16 protein-coding genes are annotated in these 19827 nt (G+C 64.7%); 5 read left to right on the forward strand and 11 right to left on the reverse strand.

Annotation, left to right across the window (positions count from 1 at the left end; genetic code table 11):
* Positions 1-47 precede the first annotated feature (47 nt).
* A complete protein-coding gene (locus M4J40_RS06120) occupies positions 48-1121 on the forward strand; it encodes a hypothetical protein (protein ID WP_251752913.1) in 1074 nt (357 codons plus the stop codon).
* Between the two features lie 337 nt (positions 1122-1458).
* On the opposite strand, the gene M4J40_RS06125 is transcribed toward M4J40_RS06120, so the two are convergent.
* Positions 1459-2031 (reverse strand): hypothetical protein, encoded by a 573-nt coding sequence (locus M4J40_RS06125; RefSeq protein ID WP_251752914.1) that lies wholly within the window; start codon positions 2029-2031, stop codon positions 1459-1461.
* A 289-nt stretch (positions 2032-2320) separates the two neighbouring features.
* Positions 2321-3655 carry a globin-coupled sensor protein gene (locus M4J40_RS22490; RefSeq protein WP_311134075.1) on the reverse strand — a complete coding sequence of 445 codons (1335 nt, stop codon included), beginning with the start codon at positions 3653-3655 and terminating at the stop codon, positions 2321-2323.
* Between the two features lie 239 nt (positions 3656-3894).
* Between M4J40_RS22490 and M4J40_RS06140 the strand changes: the two genes are divergently transcribed.
* Positions 3895-4410 carry a DUF2478 domain-containing protein gene (locus M4J40_RS06140; RefSeq protein WP_251752915.1) on the forward strand — a complete coding sequence of 172 codons (516 nt, stop codon included), beginning with the start codon at positions 3895-3897 and terminating at the stop codon, positions 4408-4410.
* Positions 4411-4415: 5 nt separating this feature from the next.
* Here the strand turns inward: M4J40_RS06140 and M4J40_RS06145 are convergent, their stop codons facing one another.
* The 5 genes from M4J40_RS06145 to M4J40_RS06165 form a co-directional block, all read right to left on the reverse strand.
* The gene (locus M4J40_RS06145; protein WP_251752917.1) at positions 4416-6053 is read right to left on the reverse strand and encodes a methyl-accepting chemotaxis protein; all 1638 of its coding nucleotides are present in this window, start codon (positions 6051-6053) and stop codon (positions 4416-4418) included.
* Positions 6054-6313: 260 nt separating this feature from the next.
* Positions 6314-6898, reverse strand: coding sequence for a hypothetical protein (locus M4J40_RS06150; protein WP_251752918.1), 585 nt, complete (start codon positions 6896-6898; stop codon positions 6314-6316).
* A gap of 273 nt (positions 6899-7171) precedes the next feature.
* Positions 7172-8068, reverse strand: coding sequence for an SDR family oxidoreductase (locus M4J40_RS06155; protein WP_251752920.1), 897 nt, complete (start codon positions 8066-8068; stop codon positions 7172-7174).
* A 111-nt stretch (positions 8069-8179) separates the two neighbouring features.
* Complete coding sequence (locus M4J40_RS06160; protein ID WP_251752921.1) at positions 8180-9799, reverse strand: hypothetical protein; 1620 nt, start codon at positions 9797-9799, stop codon at positions 8180-8182.
* Positions 9800-9924: 125 nt separating this feature from the next.
* Entirely contained in the window at positions 9925-10590 is a 666-nt protein-coding gene (locus tag M4J40_RS06165; RefSeq protein WP_251752923.1) for a hypothetical protein, read from the reverse strand.
* A gap of 84 nt (positions 10591-10674) precedes the next feature.
* On the opposite strand from M4J40_RS06165, the gene M4J40_RS06170 reads away from it, so the two are divergent.
* Positions 10675-11739 carry a hypothetical protein gene (locus M4J40_RS06170; protein ID WP_251752924.1) on the forward strand — a complete coding sequence of 355 codons (1065 nt, stop codon included), beginning with the start codon at positions 10675-10677 and terminating at the stop codon, positions 11737-11739.
* Between the two features lie 138 nt (positions 11740-11877).
* Here M4J40_RS06170 and M4J40_RS06175 read toward each other — a convergent pair whose 3' ends face one another.
* Complete coding sequence (locus M4J40_RS06175; RefSeq protein WP_251752926.1) at positions 11878-13038, reverse strand: S9 family peptidase; 1161 nt, start codon at positions 13036-13038, stop codon at positions 11878-11880.
* 286 nt (positions 13039-13324) lie between these two features.
* Here M4J40_RS06175 and M4J40_RS06180 point away from each other — a divergent pair, with 286 nt between their 5' ends.
* Positions 13325-13933 (forward strand): TetR family transcriptional regulator, encoded by a 609-nt coding sequence (locus M4J40_RS06180; RefSeq protein WP_251752927.1) that lies wholly within the window; start codon positions 13325-13327, stop codon positions 13931-13933.
* 83 nt (positions 13934-14016) lie between these two features.
* Here M4J40_RS06180 and M4J40_RS06185 read toward each other — a convergent pair whose 3' ends face one another.
* The 3 genes from M4J40_RS06185 to M4J40_RS06195 all read right to left on the reverse strand — a co-directional run bounded on the left by M4J40_RS06185 (position 14017) and on the right by M4J40_RS06195 (position 19457).
* Positions 14017-17544, reverse strand: coding sequence for an efflux RND transporter permease subunit (locus M4J40_RS06185; RefSeq protein WP_251752928.1), 3528 nt, complete (start codon positions 17542-17544; stop codon positions 14017-14019).
* Entirely contained in the window at positions 17541-18737 is a 1197-nt protein-coding gene (locus tag M4J40_RS06190; protein ID WP_251752929.1) for an efflux RND transporter periplasmic adaptor subunit, read from the reverse strand. The genes M4J40_RS06185 and M4J40_RS06190 overlap by 4 nt, the downstream gene beginning before the upstream one ends.
* A gap of 75 nt (positions 18738-18812) precedes the next feature.
* Positions 18813-19457 carry a TetR/AcrR family transcriptional regulator gene (locus M4J40_RS06195; protein WP_251752930.1) on the reverse strand — a complete coding sequence of 215 codons (645 nt, stop codon included), beginning with the start codon at positions 19455-19457 and terminating at the stop codon, positions 18813-18815.
* Here M4J40_RS06195 and M4J40_RS06200 point away from each other — a divergent pair.
* On the forward strand, positions 19456-19803 hold the full coding sequence (locus M4J40_RS06200; RefSeq protein ID WP_251752931.1) for a hypothetical protein: 348 nt from the start codon (positions 19456-19458) through the stop codon (positions 19801-19803). The two genes, M4J40_RS06195 and M4J40_RS06200, sit on opposite strands and share 2 nt — an antisense overlap.
* Positions 19804-19827 lie beyond the last annotated feature (24 nt).

A 19827-nucleotide genomic window follows, 5' to 3' on the forward strand; every position in this document is an offset into this window, starting at 1 on the left:
CTCCGGAGCGACGGGATATGTCAAACAGATCAGCAGGTTAAGTCGAAGTGGCCGCCTGGGGCCCACCCATAGACCCCAGGCCCGCCCCGTCCGACACGGCAATCTTTGCCCCTCACCAGGCAGATTCTACCCCCCCACCAAGAGGCGACACCGCCGTCCTGCCCGCCAGCCAACGGCGCAAGCCCCGGACAAGTCACTGGCACACTTACTGCTTGAACGAACGCAGACCCCTATCAGGAAAGGCGAACCGGACGATGCAAATCTCCTCCTTGGCAGCCAAGCCGCTCCTGACCTCCCTGTTTGCCACCGGCGCGTCCTCATCACGCGCCCATGGAATCGCCGAGGAGATCACCAAGGCGAATGCAATCGGCGACCTGAAAGGCGCGAACAACAACGTTTCCCGCCCCAGTTCTCTTCTTTCGGACCTGATGCAGGCTTCCCTGGCGGGACTGCAAGAACAGTCCAGCTCGACGACAGCAGGGAGCGGAAGAACGTCCATCAACGGCCTCTCGGTCATCACATCCGGCCATAGCCTCGACGAACAGGAAGGCCAGTCTCTGCTCAGAACGGCCTACAACACCGAATCTACAGACACGATAAACAGCCTTTCCGATCAGATCGCGAGCCTCAAGGACATGTCAGGCGACAAGGCCTCCGTCATTCCCGGATCGGGATATGAGGCGCAGTTGCAAGACACAGATGTCGGCATGACCGAAACGTCGGTGACCGCCTTGGGGCCACGAAAGGACGGGGCATATTCCGCCTACATGAGCGACGACTTCTTCTACATCGCAGGCGGCTGGAGCAACGGCGACCCGATCAAGGACATCAAGACGCCCGGCACCGACGAAGCGGACGCCGACGCCCGTCTTCGCCTTGAAAGGCTGATGAACACGGTCGATGCCGAGCGCAAGCTCAAGGCGCAATATGGCGACGACATCAAGCTCGTCTACAGCCACACCGACAACGCCTACATCATGCTGACGCCGGACGACGCGCGTTACAGCGAGATGAAGAGCACGGAAAGCGGTGTGAAGGACGTCTTTGAAGAAATCCGCAGAGGCTTCGTGAACAAGGACGCGGTCGCCGACATCCTCAAGAAGTACGGCTACGAGATCTAGAGCATTCGCCGACCAAATTGAAACATTTGGTCGTCCAGCGAGTGCTCCAGATTCATTTGCTGGAGCAGCCGCTTTTCGATCAGGTTGATTCAACCTGATCGGCGGGTGCTCTGGAGCATCATCCGACCGGAGTGAAACGAGGACCGACAAGATGATGCTTTGCAAACAAGAGTTTAGGGCGCCGATCTGATTCAATCAGATCGAACAGCGCTCTATAGTAGCTCCTGCAAAAGTGGGAACCGGTCTGGCGTCCGGAGTTGCGTGAACACAATGCGCTCAAGACCGGCCGCCAGCCAACTCACCCCACCTTGCGGGGTGCGACGCCGGACGACAGCGTCTACTCGCAGCGCCCGTAGAGTTCGGGAAAGCCGTCTTGCCCGCGAAACTCCAGCAGGACATCCGGCCCGAGAGGCAGAAGGATGGCGTCCTGATTGGCGTACATCGCCGCCGACGCTTCCATGATTTCCTTCTGAGCCGCGGGCGCATCGGGGCCCAGCATCTTGGATCTGGCGCGGAAGTCGTTTCGGATGGCGTATGAGGCACCCCGACGATTGATGTACTCGGCGCGGTAATCCATTTTCCCTTTGGGCGACTGGTAGTCGATCACCATGGAGAAGGAGTAGTCGTCGATCTTCCGCATGCGGATGGGCTTTTCCTGACAAGCCTTGGCAAGGTCGACGTCACCGTCGAGGTCGAGATCCCGCAGCTCGATCCAGGTTCCGTCAATGGACGAGATCAGACGCTCCCTGGCGAAGCTGGTCCATCCCTCCGGGTTGAGATAGTTGCTGGGCGTCTGCAAGACCAGAGTCTTGGCGTCGCGAAACGCGTTGAGGCGCGCGCCGGCCAGCGAGGGAGCCGCGCCGAGAAGAAACGTCGCGATCGCCGCGACGACAAAACCAAAAAGCTTCATTTGTTTCCCACACATAAGTCTGGCAGGCCAGTCCGAGTGACGATCCCCGAAAGCACCGACGAATGCGTGGTTGCCGCCAGACATCAGGGCGGCAGAAAACAAACCGACAGTCGAGAAAGCGATCAGACGCCTGGGGCAGGCGGACGGCAACCGACACTCGCCGCCGCCCGCAACCGCTGATACGCCATCCTCCGGCAGCACGTAAATATGCGAGCGCCCGGTAACGTCAACGAACGGTATCCAATGGTCGCCTCACTGCCTGAGAGCCGACCACCTTACGACATGGGCGCTACTTCTGCGCCACCTTCGCCGTGAACGTGGCGACGGACTGCTTGAGGACGCCGGCCTGCTCGACCAGCTCGCCGGAGATCGACGAGACGCGTCCGGCCGAGCCGGAGGTCTTCCGCCCCTCCTCCACAACGTCGCCGATGGCGATGGCGATTTCCTCGGACGAGTGCGACACGCCCATGGCCGAGCTGGCGATGTCGGCGGTCGCCGCCGATTGTTCCTCGACGGCGGCGGCGATGGCCGTGCCGATGCGCGCCACCTCCTCGATGGTCTCGGTGATGCCGGCGATATCGGTCACCGACTGCTGCGTCGCCTGCTGGATGGCGGAGATCTGGCCGGTGATCTCCTCGGTGGCCTTCGCGGTCTGCGAAGCGAGCGACTTCACTTCCTGCGCCACGACGGCGAAGCCCTTGCCGGCCTCGCCCGCCCGCGCCGCCTCGATGGTGGCGTTCAGGGCCAGGAGGTTGGTCTGGGCGGCGATGGAGGAAATCAGCTCCACCACCGAGCCGATCTTGTCGACGGCGTCCGACAACCCCTTGACCGAGGCGGCGGTCTGGCGCGCCCCATCCACCGCCTTCGACGAAACGGTAAGCGAGGCTTCTGCCTGCCGGCCGATCTCGCCGATCGAAGCATGGAGCTCCTCGGTCGCGGCGGCCGTGGTGGCAACCCCGGCGCCAGCCTTTTCCTGAGAGCTGCGAATGCGGTCGCAACGCGCGGTCACCGAAGCCGCCTGCGTTTCGAGCTCACCCGAACTGACGCCGAGGTCGGCGGTCATCCGGTCGAGCTTGCCGAGCATGCAGTTGATCGTATCGTCGAACTCGCCGATGGCCACGCGCACGCGCTCTTCCCGCTCGGAAATCTGGTGGATCAGCGTCTCGCCATAGACGGAGACGGCGATGTCCATGTCGAGCAGAGCGGCCTTGGTCACGGCGGCGATCATGCGCGCCGCCCTGGCGCCGGAGAAGCGGGCCTGACGGCCCATGATCATCGACACCTGCTGCAGCACGTTGTTGTAGCCGGCGATGTACCAGTGAGGCTCCAGCCCGATGCGCACGTGGGCGAGGCCGACGCGCCGTACGCTGTCGAAATACTCCTGATCGAAGCGCGCCGAGAACAGCCGCTTCCAATGGTCGTACTGCGCCGACTTGAGATGGTCGATCCGCCCGCGCACCAGGGCGGCCAGCTTCGGCTCCTGCCCCCAGCGGCTGTAAAAGGCGGCGAAGATGTCCTCCATGTGCGGATCGAGGATCTTCCATGAGGCGCGAATGTCGCCGCAGGCCGTTTCATCGATGGCGTAGGCTTTCGTATGCCCGCTGAAATCGTCCCAAGCCGTCATTCCGTCCTCCGGAGCAAAGAAGCGCCACAGCCAAGAATCCATAACTCCGGACACTATCTATACGAGTGGTTTATAATCCCTGAACTTGCCACCGCCCACGCTTAACCTTTTGACCCAATCCAGCAAGCCTCTCTCCGGAAGACACGCGCCGTGCGTCACCGGGAACGGGTTTTGACAGGGCGGGAGGGGACGATCTACGCTGCCGCAAAAGGCGCTTCCACACCGAGAAAGACACCGACATGGCCATCCTCGCCGCCATCCTCTACCCGCCGGAAACCGATATCGACGGACTGCTCGCCAGCATCGCCCGCAAGGTGGCGGCCGCGGGCGGCAAGGTCGGCGGGGTGGTTCAGGGAAAGGCGGAGGGTGGCAGGGGCCTGGCGCTGACCGACCTCGCCAGCGGCGCCATCCGGCCGATCTCGCAGAACCTCGGCCCGCTCTCCACCTCGTGCAAGCTCGACACCTCGGTCATGGCGGAGATCACCGGCAGCCTCGAACGCCAGATCGACGCCGGCCTCGACCTCGTCATTCTCAGCCGCTTCGGCATCCGCGAGCTCGAGGGCGGCGGCTTCCGATCGCTGTTCGGCCGGGCGATGCTGGCCGATACGCCGCTTCTTGCCGGCGTGCGTGTCGAACACGCCGCCGCATGGGCGGCCTTCCACGGTGGCCTCGGGGCCGACCTGCCGCCGGACGAGGCCCAGGTTTTCGCCTGGGCCGAGGCGGTGGTGCGCAAGGCGCCCCAAACCGCCAGCTAGAGTGATCAGGCGGCGGCGGAGTTGGCCAGATACTCCTCGACGATGTCGCCGAAGTCCCGGATGCCCCGTTCCACCGTCTGGGCCGTGGCGTTGACCTCGTTGGCGACGGTCACGGTTTCCGCCGAAGCCGCTTCCACGGTCTCGACCTCGCCCGCCACCATCGTCGTACCCTCGGCCGCCGTCGCAATGCTCCGGCTGATCTCGTCGGTGGCTTGCGACTGCTGCGTCACCGCAGCGTCGATGGCGTCCGAAAGCGCCCTCACCGAGGCGATCTTGTGGGTGATGCCCTGGATCGCATCGACAGCCGTTCGCGTGCTGGCCTGGATCTGCTCCACCTGCGAGGCGATGTCGTCGGTCGCCTTGGCGGTCTGCCCGGCGAGATCCTTCACCTCCGACGCCACGACCGCGAAGCCCTTGCCCGCCTCGCCGGCCCGCGCCGCCTCGATGGTGGCGTTCAGCGCCAGAAGGTTGGTCTGAGCGGCGATGCCCCTGATGAGGTCGACCACTGCGCCGATACGGTCGGCGGCATCGCTCAGCGCACCGATCTGCCCCGACGAGGACGCCGCATCGGCATCCACTTCGGCGATGGCCTCGGTCGACTTGCGGATCTGCTCGCCGATCTCCTGGATCGAGCTGGACAGCTCCTCCGCCGCCGCGGCGACCGACCGCACGTTCGACGACGCCGAGTTCGACTTGTCGCGCATGGCCTCGGCCCGGCGCCGGGTATCGCTGGAGGTCGTCGACAAGCCCTCCGCCGTCGCCTTGAGGGCGGTCATCTGCTCGTCGACGGTTCCCTGCATGCGCGTGGCGGCATCTCGGAAGGCATCGGACAGGTCGCGGAGGCGCTGTTCGCGGCTGCGTTGCTGCTCGTAGCTCTGGCGTTGCTCGTCTTCCAGGCGAAGCCGTTCCTCGACGCCGACGCGCAGCACCTCCACCGCCGAGGCGATCTGGCCGATCTCGTCGGCGCGGCCGCGATAGGGAACGTCGATATCGGTGCGGCCATCCGCAAGCTCGGCGATGGACTGCTTGAGCAAGCCCAGGGGCCGCGTGACGATCCGCCCGATGAAGATCAGGACGATGACGATCATGGCGACGGCGCCGCCTAGGAGGGACGCCAAAATCTGGCCGGTCAGCGCATTGATGTAGTGCGACAGGGTGTCGGTCCGCCAGGCGACGGCGAGATGTCCAAGGGGCTTGCCCGCCTTGTCCGCGCCAACCGGCGTCGCGATCAGCACCGCGCCGTCGACCGAGCGCGACACTCCGGCGGCGGGGCTGGCCGCCAGCATCTCGTCCGCCTGGGCGTCGAAATAGGCGATATCGGCGTTATCCGCCGCGAAGTCGGAAATCAGCGTGCCGTCGGCGGCGAACACGCGCATCCTGAGAATGGGTGGCGTCGGCTCGTTGACGAACTCGGCATAGGCCTCGGCGACCACGTCCTTCTTCTTCCACTTGACGCCGCCTTCAGCCGCCGCCGCGATCAGGCGCGTCATCTGCACGCGGGCATCGGAGTATTCCTCGCCGACGATCGTCGACGTGCTGCGTAGCGAAACCATTGCAGTGACGGCGACCACCAAAAGGATCACGGCGGTGAGAATGGCGGCGATCTTGGCCTTGAGAGAAAGGTTGAGAAGCGCTTGCGTCATGGTCATCTCCGCGGCAGGGAACGGGGGCTTGGGCATCTGAAACGAGGCACGCCATCGGGCACGGCCACTCTCGCAGTCGAGCCTCGGCTGGGCGGACACTGAAAGGGAGCCGCCCGTCGGTGCTTGATGGGAAACCCGCCAGAGCACCCGCCGATCAGGTTGAATCAACCTGATCGAAAAGCGGCTGCTCCAGCGAATGCTCTGGGGCGGGACGCAAGTCGCAACCGGTCTTGCGCCCCAGCGGAATCCAGTGGGACCTCTCAGAGGCCGTCGACGTTGATGCCGACCGTGACGGCGCCGATGGCCGCGCCGGTCTTCGGATCGACGATGGTGGCGCTCACCTGCGTCTGCAGCTGCTGCGTCGACTCGTCCTTCTCGATCTCGTCCACGAAGACCGCGCCCGGACCGGCCTGGAACGACTTCTGCCACTTGGCTTCGTCGCCCTGCCAGTAATCGGACGTCGGGTCGCTCTGGCCGACGTTGAGCCCCTTGTCGTCGGTGACGAACAGCTCGGTGATCACGCCTTCCGACGCTTCCCGCTGTTCCACCAGGAACTTCGAGAGCGGCGACGACAGCGCCTCGTCGATCATCGGCTTGTCGCTGGCTTCGACCTCGGCCCGCCACTTCTGATCGAGCGCGTCGATATCAGCCTGCTGCAATCCGGCAAACTTGGCGTTCTGGGCGTTGACCGCGTCAACCACCACCGCCTCGGACAGGAACGGCATGACATGCTGCTCCACATAGGCGCGGGCAGCCATCATGTATTCGTCCTCCGCCAGGGCCTGGTTTACCCCCAGCGTGGAGCACATCAGAAGACCAAGCGCAACATATCGGCCAATCGTCATGGGACCCTCCAAAAATTACTAGTTATCATTCCCATGACTCCGGTTACCGACAACCTAAATTTCCCCCGGAAAATAGCAAAACACGAAGACTTCAACCAAATGATCTTTGATACTTAAACAGATATATGTGGCATTGATAATTTTCACTAGTGAAGCGGTCGAAATATACAAAATGCCTAAGCACTTTCGACAGAGCGTGTCTCGCAGTACATCCGACCGCCGGATGAACCGCCCCGGCTTCGTACCGGAGCGGCAGTTATCGTGCGGGGCGGATCAGGCCTTCGCCGAATAGTCCATCCGCTTCAGATCTTCGATCAGGCCGGGGCCGACCGGCGTCCAGCCGAGGCGCTGGCGCGTCAGTTGACTGGAGGCGCTGAGATCGAAGCTTGCGAACAGGGCGAACCAGCCGAAATGCGCCTCGGCCTCCTCGGCGGCGATCGAGCGGGCCGGCAGGCCGAGACCGGCGGCGACCGTCTCGGCGATCTCGCGGGCGCTGACGCCCTCCTCCGCCACCGCGTGGTAGCGTTCGCCGCTCCGTCCCTTGTCGAGCGCCAGCCCGTAAAGCCGGGCGACGTCGCCGACATGGCAGGCCGACCAGCGGTTGGCGCCCTCCCCGACATAGCCGGCGACGCCCTTCTCTCGGCACTGGACGATATAGGGACTGACGAGCCCCTGCTTCACCGCATCGTGCACCTGCGGCAACCGCACGACGCGCACGTCGACGCCGGCCTGAAGCGCCGCGTTGCCGGCCTCCTCGGAGGCGATACGCGGGTTGGCATGCGCGGGGTTGAACACCGTCTCGATGGCCGGCTTGCCGCCGCCCGGTTCGCCCATGCCGACGCCGGAGGTGATGATCAGGGGCCGATCGGAGCCCTTGAGCACCTCGCCGAGCGCCCCGATCACCCGCCGATCCTTCTCGCAGTTCTCGACGAACCGGCTGAAGTCGTGGTCGAAGGCGGTGTGGATCACCGCGTCGGCCCCGGCCGCGCCGGCCCGAATGCTGGCAAGGTCCTCGAGCTCGCCATGGTGGACGGCGGCGCCCGCCGCCCTCAGCGCCTCGGCACCCCGGTCGGACCGCGTCATGCCCAGAACCTCGTGCCCGGCCGCCAGAAGCTCCGGCACGACATGCGAGCCGATGAAGCCGGTCGCACCCGTCAGAAATACGCGCATCGCAAAGTCTCCGCTGTTGTGATGCGGAGACCTTAGCGCCCGGTTCTCAGGGTAAAAGACGTGACCTTATAGGGGTATACGGCCTAACAGGATGCGCGGCGCACCGTCCGGTCAGTTCATCCGGCGCACCTTGGGACGAGGCGCCTCGCCTCTCACCTCTTTCAGGCAGTCGGAAAATCGCTCGAACGCATGGCCGAAGCCACTCAGATCATAGCGCTCGGGCGGGATGCCTTTTGCCTTTGTCCGCAGCATCTTGCTGTGCGTGAGGAAGTCAACGAAGTCCTGGTTCAACTGATGAAGAACGGCATATCCGGATTTGCTGTCCTTGAAGGTCTTGGCCGTCACCCGAAAGGTGGTCTGCGTCTCGTTTACGACTTCGAGCTCATACTCATCTTTCGCCGGACTCCAGTGTTCCCGAACAAACGCCATGTAATAGGTCGCTTTGGTGCTGGGTGGCCTTGAAAGCAGAATTATCCCTTTTGAACCGTAATCGAGGGCGACGGAGCACGTTCTTTTTGCTCTGTCGGCAGCTACCGTCCAATCGTCCCCGCCATCATAGAAGCTGTCGGGCTCCTCACGGACCTCCGCAGAGGCGACGCCTAATTCTCGCACGCAGTCGCTGAACCGGCCTAGTCCCCGGCGAAAGCCCTTAACCTCGAACTCACCATACCTTGTAGCGTCAAATCTGACCAACAGGTCGTCGGTCTGAGCGACGTCCTTTACAAAGCTGGCAGCCAGACCATCGATTCTATAGTAACCCTTCCCCTTGTAGTTGAACGCCGTCGCCTCACCCGAGGAAAAAACCCAACGTCCACCTATTTCATAGAAATACTTTTCTTTCTCAGACGGAAACTTGTCCACAAAAGTCGCACTATATGTCGGACCGCCGGGTAATGACGCGAAGAAGTGAATAAGCAGACTTTGCTCTCCGAGAGAAACATCAATCACGCAAACGCGGTCGCCCTTGTTGATATCCACAGTCCAGCTGTCGCCCTCATCGTAACGTGCCGCCTGAGACGACGCGTCGCGCCCTTCCTCGGGCCTTTGCGGCGCCGGCTCGCGCTTCGGCTCCGGCCTGGTGGGCGCGGCGTCCGGCTTTGGCGGCTTGCTCGCCTGCGCGACGGCGGTTTCCGGATGGTTCCGCGCATCCAGCGAGGGAATGATGGACGGGGTCGGATCAAGCGGCACTCGTCCCGCCTCGACCTCCAAGGCGCAGGCGAGCATGCGATGAACGGCGTCTTGCGAGCCATCCAGGGAAAAGCGCGCCTGCGTCTTTCCATTGACGACAAGCGACAGACCGTTCCCGCGGGCGAAACGTCCGACATCGGCCGCCGTCAGATTCTCGATCGTTACGCCCTTGTAGCTTGAAACCTCGACGCCGAACCCTTTCCCCTCCCACGACAGATCGCCGTCATAGTAGACTTCGACGGCGTACTTCTTGTCGCCGACATACTTCCAGGTCTTGCCCGACATCATCGCGAAGAAGTTCAGGTCGCCCCGGCTGTGATCGCCACCCAACATGAGCATCGCGTCACCCTCGAAGAACGTGAAGGTCAAACACGATTTTCTCGGCATGTTCACACCGACGGACCAACCGGGCTTGTCGTCGTAATCCTTGTCGGGAACGTAATAGTCTCCGTTCAACGCACTGTAGCCATACGACAGGCCGTGGAACGGCAGATACAACAAAACAAAAACGACAAGTCGCAGACGAAGAAGCACCGCTGGCATGATCAGAACGCCCCATCCCGAAGCCAAGTGTGAGTTGAATGCGATCCAACCCTTGGGCGCAACCGTAGCCCTGCGGATGCGAACAAGAAGAAAACATCATCACCGGAAGAACGCCGCCCGGCCGCTCAGTTCATCCGGCGTGCCTCGGGCGCGGAGGGCTTCCCGCCTTTCAAATCCTTCAGGCAATCGTAGAGCAGAGCAAAACCCTTGCGGAACCTACCCAACCGGTAATCGCCGCCGCCGATACCGTCGGTCTTCACATGGAGAGTCTTGCTGTTGGCAAACGCCCCGAGCACATCCGCATCAAACGGTCCGACCATGACGTACCCAATGCCCGCAGGAGCCCTGAACCCGCGCCCCTGCATGGACATTAAAGTCGAATTCTCGTTCTTGATCTCATATCTATAGAGCACATCCTCGGGACTAAAATCATTACTTCCAAAGGAAACGTGATATTTCGTTATCCCACCAACAGTAACGGAATTGAAAAGGAAGTAGACCGCCTCAAACCTCAGAGCAAGTGAACAAGACGCTCGCTCCTCGTCCAGGTACACGCGCCAATCACTACTCTCACCGTAGAGTTTTGGCCCCGACTTGCCGTCACGGGCTTCCGCAAGAGAGCCAAAGCCGAGAAGCCCCAGAAGCACAACCGGGAGCAGGAGCCAGTTCCAGACAGACCGCAGCGTCATGACAAAACCACCCGCACGAGAAACCAAGTGTGGATTGAATGCGATCCAACCCTTGGGCGCAACCGTAGCCTTGCGGATGTGAACAAAAAGAAAACAACGCATGGCTCATCGGCGCCGCGATCGTTTCATCGGCGCGTCCGGTGTGGTATCGGCCTCATGGCAACGGCAACCCAGGAACTCCTCGCGATGACGCTTCTTCCTCCGACCTACGACATCGGCAAATCCTACGAGGAGAACCTCAGCGCCGGCCCGGTCTACGCCGGCGTCATCCCCGCCATGCCGACCACCGGGAAGACCTGGCCCTTCCTGGGCTTCAAGCTCTCCTCCCCGATCGGCGTGCCGGCCGGCCCGCTGCTCAACGCCGCCTATGTGGAGCTTTACGCCCGGCTCGGCTGGGACGTGCCCGTCTACAAGACGGTGCGCAGCATCGCCCGCGCCTCGCACCCCGTGCCCAACTGCCTGTTCATCGCCACCGACATGCTGGCGGAAGCCGACGCCCACACCACCCGCACCGTCGCCCCCGCGCCGCAGTCGGTCGACGGCCTGACAATCACCAACTCCTTCGGCATGCCCAGCATGGCGCCAGCCGATTGGCAGGCCGACGTTGGCCGCGCCGCCGAGGCGATGCGGCCCGGCCAGCTCATGATCGTCAGCATCGTCGGCACGCCCGGCGCCGACGGGCGCGGCCTTGAGGACGACTTCGCCCACACGGCGGCGCTGGCCAAGGCGGCGGGCGCCCGCGTCATCGAGGCCAACTTCTCCTGCCCCAACGTCGCCAGCGCCGAGGGCGAGCTGTTCCGCGACGCGCGCACCTCCGCGTCAATCGTCCGGAAGATCAAGGAGCGGATCGGCGACACGCCGCTGATCATCAAGATCGGCGCGCTGCCGGAAGACCACCTCGCCGCCGTGATCGAGGCCTGCCTGCCCTTCATCGACGGCGTCGCGGCCATCAACACCGTGCCGCTGTCCATCGTCGATGCCGCCGGCCATCAGGCCCTTCCCGGCAACGGCCGCCTGAAGAGCGGCGTCTGCGGCGCCGCCATCGCCGGCGTCGCCAGCGAGATGACCGCCCGCCTCATCGCCATCCGCGATCGCCTGAAGGCGACCTTCGCCGTCGTCAGCGTCGGCGGCGTGATGACGGAAGGCGACATCGACCACCGCCTCGCCATGGGCGCCGATCTCGTCATGTCGGCCACCGCGGCCATGTGGGACCCGCTGCTCGCCGCGCGCTGGAAGGCCCGCCAGGGTTAAGGCGCTCCCCCGGCAAAAGACGGAATCCTGTCGGCTGCGAATGCTGAGCGGAGCGCCCCTCGACTGACCTCCCCCGGCCAGAGGACCTGACCGGCGGAGAAGAGGGCCGTCACGCCGGCCGCAGCCGGCGCGAACCCGTCAGGCGTAGCGCGGCGCTGACGGGCCGAGGCCGATCGAGCAGAGCCAGTTCAGCACCACCTCGCGCGTCACGTGCTTGTTGTCGACCTGGCAGTGCTCCAGCCCGCCGAGGCGGCGTTCCTCGAGCGGCAGGAACGTCTTGGATTTGGATCCGGCCTGCTCGTAGTTGGTCAGCGCCTGCCAGAGCGGATTGGGCTGGACCAGCGCCTCTTCGGCGCCATGGACGATCAGCAGCGGGCACTCGATCTGATGCAGGATGCCTTCGAGATCGTAGGCGAACTTCGGGTCGTTGGCGAACTCGTCGAGGGTCTTGGCGCCGAGGATGCGCAGGCCGTGCGCGGCGAGGCTGGGGGGCATCCACTTGAGCATGGCCGCCCAGTCGAACTTGTGCGTGCCGCCGTCGGAGATCACCGCGGCGATGCGCTGGTCGAAGGCGGCAAAGCGCAGGGAGTCGTAACCGGCAAAGCTCTCGCCGAACACGATGATCTTGTTCGGATCGACTTCCGGCCGCGTGAGGAGGAAGTCGATCGCCCGGGAGTGGAACGCCTCGCTGTCGGCGCGGCGCGTCTTGCCCTTTTCGTAGAGCGACAGGCTGGTGCCCGGTTGATCGTAGACGAAGAAGTTGTAGCCACTCTCGATGAAGGCCGGGCCGAGGTTGAAATAGTTCTCGGTCGAGTGCTCCTCGCCGCCGTTGAGTGCGAAGAGGGTCGGTCTCGGGCCGTCGACCCAGCGCGGCGAAAAGAAGTAACCGTCCAGCAGGACGTCCTCATAGGGCACCTGCACCTTCTCGGGGCGGACGTCGAAATATTGCCCGGCCCGCTCGAACAGCTCGATCGACTTGTGGATGAGCCGAACCTTCTCGGCCTCGTCGTCCTTCACCATGAACTCGGCGGTCCGGGTGTAGTTGCAGGCACGCGAATAGGCGTCTCGCGCCGCGTACCAGTTGCCCAGCGCCTCGGCCTGCCGGCCGTGCCGCTCCACGGCCTCGGCCGTCGCCAGCCATTCCCTCACCCACGTCTCGTCGACGTTGGGGTCGATCCGCTTGCAAGCCTCGAAGATCTCGGTGACGTCGGCGAAGCCGAGGGAGGCGACCCCCAGGATCTTGGTCACCTGGAAGGACTTTCCGTAGTTCTCGGGCCAGTGGCTGAACTCGATGGTCATCGTCTCTGCTCCTTTTGGCAGGTGGGCATCCATTCGTAGAGACCCGGGTGTGCCCGGTCGCGCCACCGTGTCGCCGGGCCTCGGCGCTTGACGTCTCCACCAGCCGACCGTCGCATAAATTTGCGTATCACGCAATATTTCTGTATAAGCATTTTTGCACGACAGGCATTATTAAGAGGGCAGTACCCCATGCCGCTCGCCGCCATCCCGTCGCCCATCAAATTCAACCCGCGCCCAAACCCCTGACCGAGTGTTCTTTTTCGCCAATGAAGGTAAGATCGGCCGCATGACCATGGATAGCTCCCCCCTCGGACTGCGCGAACGGAAGAAGCGCGCCGTGCGCGCCAACCTCAGCGCCATCGCCCTTCGCCATGCGCAGGAGCGTGGCGTCTCGCAGGTGCGCATCGAAGAGATCGCGGCCGAGGCCGACGTCTCCCCGCGCACCTTCAACAACTACTTTCCGAGCAAGGAAGCGGCCATCATCGACAGCGCCACCATGCGGGCCGAACGACTGTGCGAACTCCTTGCCGCCCAACCCGCCGGGACATCGCTGCACGACGCGCTCACCGCCGCCCTGATGACGCTGTTCGAGGACGAACCCGACCGCGACTGGATCAGCCGTGCAAGGCTGATCCGCGCCGAGCCGTCACTGTTCGCCGAAGCCGCCAAGGCGGATGTCGCCATCGAACAGGCCGTCGCCCTGGAAATCGGCCGGCGAACCGGCGTCGACGGCACGACGTGCCTTGCACCCCGCCTCGCGGCGGCAACGGTGGTCGCCGCCATCCACGCCGCCGTCGCCTTCTGGCTGGATGCCGACAACGGCACACTCAGAGAAGTGATCGGGCAGGCCATGTCGCAGGTCCGCATCGCCGACATCGCCCCCGACGCGGCGTGACCCCAACCCGAGCCTGACCGCCCAAACGAAAGCCGCGCCCCTCGCATGGCGAAGAGCGCGGCTTTGTCATCTCTTGTCCGCCTTCACTCGGCGGCGAGCGGTGCGCCGTCCGGCCCCAGGAGCGTTGGCCTCGGCCCGGCCGGCGTGGTCGAGACCAGATGCGGGCGGGCCGGTACCTGTGAATGAGCCGCCGGCGGGGGGGCTCCGGTCTCGGCCTCGTTCTCCGTCTCGTCGGACTCGTTGGGATCGGCGAGCTTGCCGAACACCCAGCCGATGGCCCGGTTGAGCCGGTTGATCATCAGGTAGAACGAGGGGATGAACACCAGCGACAGCACCGTGGAGACCAGAAGGCCGCCGATCACCGCGATGGCCATCGGCGCCATGAACTCGGCGCCCTGGCCGCCGCCATGCGCCGCCGGGTACATGCCGGCCACCATGGCGATGGTCGTCATGACGATCGGGCGGGCGCGCTTGCGGCCGGCGTCGATGATCGCCTCGGCCTCGCTGAGCCCGTGCTTCTGCCGCTCCACCGCGAAGTCCACCAGCATGATGGCGTTCTTGGTGACGATGCCCATCAGCATGAGGATGCCGATGATCACCGGCATCGACACCGCGTAGCCGGTGACGAGCAGCGCCACCACCACGCCGCCGATGGACAGCGGAATGGAGCCCAGGATGGTGATCGGCTGGAACACGCTGTTGAACAGCAGGATCAGCACGATGAACACGATGGTCAGGCCGGCGATCATCGCCACCGCGAAGGCCTCGAAGATCTCGGCCTGGATCTCGGCGTCACCGGTGTTCTGGATGGTGACGCCGGCCGGGAAGGCCTTCACCGCCGGCAGGGCGTTGATCTCGTCGAGCCCCTGGCCCGAGGTGAAGCCCGGCATCATGTCGGTCCCCACCTTGACCAGGCGCGCCCGGTCATAGCGGTCGATGGTCGACGGCCCCTGCCCGAAGCCGATGTCGGCGACGACCGACAGCGGCACCGCCGTGCCCGAGGCGGTGGGGATCCTCAGCGCGGCGAGCGTCTCGATGTTGCCGCGGGCGGCGGTGTCGAGCTGCACGCGCACCGGGATCTGCCGGTCGCCGTCGTTGAACTTGGCAAGGTTGGCGTCGACGTCGCCGACGGTGGCGACGCGCAGCGTCTGCGACAGCGCATCCGTCGACACGCCGAGGTCGGAGGCGATGTCGCGGCGCGGCGTCACGCGGATCTCCGGCCGGGCGAAGGACGACAGCGCCGACGGGTTGGAGAACATCGGGTTGCCGCGCATGTCCTCTTCAAGCGCCGCCGCCGCCTTGGCCACGGCCTCGCCGTCCTTGCCGAGCACGCCGACGGTCGCTTCGCGGTCGCCACGCTCGTTGACGAAGAAGAAGCGGATGTCGGGCACCGAGCGCATCACGTCCTGAACCAGATACTCCATCTGTTTTTGCGTCCGCACGCGCTCGGTGCGCGGCACCAGATTGACGATCAGGGCGGCGCGGCGCGTCTCCAGCGTGCCGGTCGGCGAGGTGCCGCCCATCACGAACACGCTCTTCACCTCCTTGTAGGCATGCAGACGGTCGGAGATGGTGTCGGTCACATCTCGCGTGTCGTCGAGCGTCGAGCCCGGCGGCAGTTCGATGGAGGTGACGATGCGCGCCTGATCGCCCGGGGCGAACAGCTCGGTCGGCAGCTTGGCGGCCTCACTCATGGCGAACAGGAAGGTGGAAAGGCAGGCGATGATGGTCACCACCGGCATCACCGGCACGCTCAGCACATGGCCGCGCACCCGAACCTTCGGCGACCACAGCGTCACCTTCAGGAAGGCGGCGTAGGCGCGCACGAAGGGCCCGCCCTCGTGCTCTTCGGGGTGCGGCCGGGTGAGCCAGGCCGTGAACAGCGCAAGGAACACCACGCCCACCGCCATCCACAGCGCCGTCATCTCGCCGCCGGAGCGGGTGAGGAAGTTCACCGCGACATCGACGCCATCGAAGATGCCGGACCTGTCGCCCAGCGGCCCGACGTCCTTCAGCCAGTTGACGCCGAAGTAGGCCAGCACGCCCAGCGGAACGAACCAGACGATGCGGCGCAGCGCCGTGCGCACGAAGCCGCGATAGATGGGCCGGCCGTCCTCGCCGTCGCCGGTGTACGGCGTCTTCATGAAATAGGCGGCCAGCATCGGCGTGATCAGGCGGGCGGTGAGCAGCGAGAAGAACACCGCGAGAGCCACCGTCAGGCCGAACTGCCGGAAATACTGGCCGGAAATGCCGCTCATGAAGCTGACCGGCGAGAAGATGGCGATGATGGTCGTCGAGATGGCGATCACCGCGAGGCCGATCTCGTCGGCCGCCTCCACCGCCGCGCGATAGGGTTTCTTGCCGGTGCGGATGTGGCGGACGATGTTCTCGATCTCGACGATGGCGTCGTCGACCAGGATGCCGGTGACCAGCGTGATGCCCAGGAGGCTGACCATGTTGAGCGAGAAGCCCAGCATGTCCAACGCGAAGAAGGTGGGAATGGCCGACAGCGGCAGCGCGATGGCCGAGATGATCGTCGCCCGGAAGTCGCGCAGGAACAGGAGGACGACGACGACGGCGAGCAGCGCGCCCTCGATCAGCGTCTTCATCGAGTTTTCGAAGCTGTTGTAGGTCTGCACCGTGGAATCGTCGATGCGCTTCATCGACACGCCCGGATATTCCTTGGCGAGGCGATCCACCACCTTGCCGACGCCCTCCGACACCGAGGCGTCGCTGGCGCCCTTGGCGCGATAGATGGCGAAGGCCACGGCCGGGCGGCCATCGAGCCGGGCGAAGGACTTCGGTTCGGCCCAGTGGTCCACCACCTTGCCGACGTCCGACAGGCGGATGTTGCGACCGTCGCCGAGCGGCAACCGCGTCGCCGCGAGATCTTCGATGGAGTGGGCGCTGGCCAGCGTGCGCACGGCCTGCGTCTGGCCGCCCACCTCGCCCTTGCCGCCCGAAAGGTCGGCGTTGACCGACCGCAGGGCCGCGTTGACCTGGGCGGCGGTGATGCCGAGCGCCATCAGGCGGTCGGGGTCGATCTGCACCTGGATCTCGCGCTTGACGCCGCCCATGCGCTCAACGCGGCCGACGCCGCTCACCGTCTGCAGGTCGCGGATCACCTTGTCGTCGACGAACCAGCTGAGCTCTTCCGGCGTCATGGCCGGCGAGGCCGCCGCGTAGGTGATGATCGCCTGCCCCTCGATATCGATACGCCGGGCCACCGGCTCGTCGATGGTGCCGGGCAGGTCGCCACGGATCTCGGCCACGGCGTCCTTGACGTCGTTGAGCGCCCGGTCGGTGGCGACGTCGAGGTTGAACTCGACCACGGTGGAGGACACGCCGTCGGTCACCGTCGAATAGATGTGGCGCACGCCGGAAATGCCGGCCACCGCATCCTCGACCGGCTTGGTCACCTGCGTTTCCAGCTCCGAGGGCGCCGAGCCGCCATCGGTGATGGTCACCGAGATCAGCGGCAGGTCGATGTTCGGCATCATGGTGATCGGCAGCCGGGAGAACGAGTAGAGCCCCAGCGCGATCAGGCAGACGAACAGCAGGATGGGGGGAACCGGATTGCGGATCGCCCAGGCTGAGAAGTTCCAGTTCATCCCTTGACCCCCGCGCTTTCCGCCACTTGCGGCTTGACCTTGTCGCCATCCCTCAGAAACGTCCCGGCCTTCGAGACCACGAGTTCGCCGCCCGCAAGGCCCTCCGTCACTTCGACGAAGCCGGCATCGGTGAGGCCGGTCTTGACCGTGCGCGTGTCGACCACGCCATCCTTCACCACCTGCACGATGGAGCCGTCGCTGCCGTCGGCGATCGCCGTCACCGGCAGCACCAGCCCCTCGCTGCGGGCCACCTCGACGGTGCCGCGCGCAAAGGCGCCGACGCGCAGATCCTTTCCGTCCGGCAGGGCGATGCGCGCCTTGCCGAGCCGGGTGGTGGCGTTGATCTCCGGCAGCACCAGGCGCACCACGCCGGCCACCGCCTCGCCGACGCCGGACGGCCGAACGGCCACCTTCTGGCCGACCTTCAGCTCCGGCAGCAGCGTCTCGGTCACGTCGGCATCGAGCTCGATGTCGCCGTCCTCGGCAATGACGAACAGCGGATTGCCGCTGGCCGAGGCCACCTGCCCCACCACCGCGTTGCGGCTGAGGATGAGGCCGGCGCGCGGCGCGCGGATCTCGGTCTTGGAGCGGCGCAGTTCGGTTTCCGCCCGTTGCGCCTCGACCAGCTTGCGTTGCGCCTCGGCGGCGCTGAGCGCTTCCTTGGCAACCTGAAGCTGGGCCTTGGCCTGATCGGCGGCCAGCTGCCGCTGGTCGAAAGCGTCTTTCGACATCGAACTGTTGCCCACCAGCGCCCGCCCGCGTTCCAGCGCCTGGGCCGTCTGGGTCGCCAGCGCCTCGGCCGAGGAGACCTGGGCCCGAGCCTGGGCGATCTGCGCGTCGGTGGAGGCGAGCTGCGAGGTGTTCTGGGCGAGCAGAACGTCGATGGTGTCGACGGCGAGACGGGCCAGCACGGCGCCTTCCTCGACCCGGTCGCCGGCGTCGTAGGAAATGCTCTCGATCTTCAGGCCTTCGACGCCCGGCGTCACCAGCACCTGTTCGCGCGCCACCAGCGTGCCGGTCACGATCACCTTCTGGCTGAGCGTTTGCCGCCCGACCTTGACGACGCTGACCGTCGGCACGACGTCCTGCGTCGCGGCGGCGGGCGCCGCCGCATTGTCCTGCGCCAGCGCCGGCAACGTTACGACTGTGTTGGCCAGCAGCGCGCCCACCAGTGGCATGACCCAGAACTTCATTGCGAAATTTCCCCACCGCCGGTTCTTGCCGGCCTTGAAACATGAACAAAAGTTAATCTGCGAACACATGGAGCCTCACCCCGCGCTTTCCAAGGGGGGAGCCGCCTTGGGCGCCTCACTTTCCAGGACGGCCGTGACAACCCGCGACAGGATCTCTTCGGCCCGTTCGACGTCGTAGTCGGGGTTGAGCCCCATGCGCAGGATCACGCCGTCGGCGAAGGCGACCAGCGTCATCATGATCGTCTCGACGTCGGCGTCGGCGGCGATCTCGCCGGCCGCCTTGGCGCTGTCGAATACCTCGAACATCAGCGCACGGTTCGCCGCCTCGCACTTGGCGAAGAACTCGGCCACCGCCGAGTTGCGCATGCTCTCGACATAGACCTCCAGCATCATCTGCACCGAGCGCCGGTCGCGCATGGTGTCGATGTAGGCGAGGCCGCAGCGCAGCAACCGGTCGTGCAGCGAGCCCGGCTGAAGCATCAGCTCCAGAATGCGCCGGCCGGCGCACTGCTCCTCCTGGGCGATCGCCTCGATGATGGCGTCCTTGGAGGCAAAATAGCGGTAGAGCCCGCCGGGGCTCATCTTCGCCTCGGCGCAGATCTCCTGCATCGAGGTGCGATGGAAGCCGGCGCGCGAGAAGCAGGTGCGCGCCGCATCGAGAATGTGCGACCGCCGCTCGTCCTGCTGCGCGGATAGGGTCTGCGGCGCGTTGAAGTTCATGAAGGCTCCCCTGCCCCTGCGCGACACCCGCCGCGCCTTCATCCAAAAGTCGCCCCTCTTGATCGCAAAAGGGTGCGAACGAACGTTCGCTCCCATAGAATTGTGTCCGATCCGCGTCAATGCAAGCCGGTCCGTATCGTTCACCAGTCGTTACCGGCGGCATGTCTCGCCACCTGATTGGTATGACTTTTTGGCTAAAACCTTGCGAAACCGTCAGTTTATCCGCCGTTCGCCGCCGCCGGCCTGCAAAGCGAAACTGACCGGTCGGTTCTCCGGCGTGATCTGCCAACAACGACCAACTACCTCTGATCAAATACGGATATCGGTAGTCAGCTTTGTTTTTTGACTTGCGGCCTTAGGAAATCGGGTT

The sequence above is a fragment of the Pleomorphomonas sp. JP5 genome (assembly GCF_023721815.1).
In the GTDB taxonomy this organism is placed as follows: domain Bacteria; phylum Pseudomonadota; class Alphaproteobacteria; order Rhizobiales; family Pleomorphomonadaceae; genus Pleomorphomonas.

Excerpts from the sequence above, each read along its gene's own strand:
- M4J40_RS06125 (WP_251752914.1), bottom strand. The coding sequence starts at position 2,031 with ATGAAGCTTTTTGGTTTTGTCGTCGCGGCGATCGCGACGTTTCTTCTC.
- M4J40_RS22490 (WP_311134075.1), bottom strand. The coding sequence starts at position 3,655 with ATGACGGCTTGGGACGATTTCAGCGGGCATACGAAAGCCTACGCCATC.
- M4J40_RS06140 (WP_251752915.1), top strand. The coding sequence starts at position 3,895 with ATGGCCATCCTCGCCGCCATCCTCTACCCGCCGGAAACCGATATCGAC.
- M4J40_RS06145 (WP_251752917.1), bottom strand. The coding sequence starts at position 6,053 with ATGACGCAAGCGCTTCTCAACCTTTCTCTCAAGGCCAAGATCGCCGCC.
- M4J40_RS06150 (WP_251752918.1), bottom strand. The coding sequence starts at position 6,898 with ATGACGATTGGCCGATATGTTGCGCTTGGTCTTCTGATGTGCTCCACG.
- M4J40_RS06155 (WP_251752920.1), bottom strand. The coding sequence starts at position 8,068 with ATGCGCGTATTTCTGACGGGTGCGACCGGCTTCATCGGCTCGCATGTC.
- M4J40_RS06160 (WP_251752921.1), bottom strand. The coding sequence starts at position 9,799 with ATGCCAGCGGTGCTTCTTCGTCTGCGACTTGTCGTTTTTGTTTTGTTG.
- M4J40_RS06165 (WP_251752923.1), bottom strand. The coding sequence starts at position 10,590 with ATGCGTTGTTTTCTTTTTGTTCACATCCGCAAGGCTACGGTTGCGCCC.
- M4J40_RS06170 (WP_251752924.1), top strand. The coding sequence starts at position 10,675 with ATGACGCTTCTTCCTCCGACCTACGACATCGGCAAATCCTACGAGGAG.
- M4J40_RS06175 (WP_251752926.1), bottom strand. The coding sequence starts at position 13,038 with ATGACCATCGAGTTCAGCCACTGGCCCGAGAACTACGGAAAGTCCTTC.
- M4J40_RS06180 (WP_251752927.1), top strand. The coding sequence starts at position 13,325 with ATGACCATGGATAGCTCCCCCCTCGGACTGCGCGAACGGAAGAAGCGC.
- M4J40_RS06185 (WP_251752928.1), bottom strand. The coding sequence starts at position 17,544 with ATGAACTGGAACTTCTCAGCCTGGGCGATCCGCAATCCGGTTCCCCCC.
- M4J40_RS06190 (WP_251752929.1), bottom strand. The coding sequence starts at position 18,737 with ATGAAGTTCTGGGTCATGCCACTGGTGGGCGCGCTGCTGGCCAACACA.
- M4J40_RS06200 (WP_251752931.1), top strand. The coding sequence starts at position 19,456 with ATGAAGGCTCCCCTGCCCCTGCGCGACACCCGCCGCGCCTTCATCCAA.
- M4J40_RS06195 (WP_251752930.1), bottom strand. The coding sequence starts at position 19,457 with ATGAACTTCAACGCGCCGCAGACCCTATCCGCGCAGCAGGACGAGCGG.